Origin of the sequence: Psychrobacter sp. ASPA161_6 (assembly GCF_051970285.1) — a bacterium.
Classification (GTDB): Bacteria; Pseudomonadota; Gammaproteobacteria; order Pseudomonadales; family Moraxellaceae; genus Psychrobacter; species Psychrobacter glaciei.
This window is the reverse complement of record NZ_JBEFNJ010000015.1, coordinates 1-935: the sequence shown is the minus strand read 5'-3', so window position 1 is coordinate 935 and position 935 is coordinate 1. Positions and strand designations below refer to the sequence as shown.

Genomic DNA, 935 nt, shown 5'->3' with positions numbered 1-935 from the left:
ATTTGAGTGTCTTTGACCCTAAAAAGTCTTTAATAAACCGTAACTTACGATACTCATTTAGCCCATGATGACTGTGTAATTGTCGCTTAAGCTCACTGAATAACCCTTCGAGAGAATTAGTGGTATTTGGTAGGTCTAAATGCCCATATTCTTGATAAGTAAACAACCAATCGCTATTGGTTCTTAAGCTACGATAAGCACTTCTAAGACGCTTGTGGGTGTACCACGTTCTACCGGTATCCTCATTGGTATTTGACTCATTAAGATAGGCTTCATGAGTCAAATACCAGTGATCTAAGCACTTTACAAACGCATCTTTATCAAGCTGTTTTATTTCTAAAGTAAGTCGTCTAAGCTCAATACTGGCACTGTTCTTAGGGCGGCGTGTTAAATAGCGGGTCACTATTTGCACTTGATGAAACTGGCACATCTGGCAAGGGATGCGGGTGAATAACGTCCTCAGTCCTCGTCTACCATCACAGGTGATGCTTTGTATATCAACGCCTAACGATACTAGATGATCAATTCCCTGCTTATAAGCACTATTGGTTTCATGACTGACTATCACATAATTAAGAACGGTTCTAGTGGTGTTGTCCATAAAGACCATTAAACCAAACTTGCGACCAAAGTAAGTGGTGTCCATGATGATATTAGCAGTCTTAGGACGTTTAACTGGATACTCAATACTGACTTTATCTAAGCGTCTTTGAATGGTTTTAAGACTACAGTGATATTTATCCGCCAGTTGTTGGTAGGTCTGTTTTCCTTGCGTATATTCAGTCCAAAGCGTTCGGTTATTAAGTCTTTTGCCACCTAAAAACTGCCGCCTGCAAGCTAGACATTGATACTGCTGTTTGCCAAGCTTACGTCCATTCTTCTTGGTGTGTTTATCACTACAAAAAGGGCAGTTTTTTGATTCATGGCGTTGATTC

The 935-nt window shown here is 40.1% G+C and carries 1 protein-coding gene; it reads right to left on the bottom strand.

What is annotated here, in order from left to right:
• Positions 1-935 (bottom strand): IS256 family transposase, variant Zn-binding type (locus tag ACTQ9T_RS14560; RefSeq protein ID WP_440465492.1); only part of this gene is annotated, 935 nt, incomplete at both ends.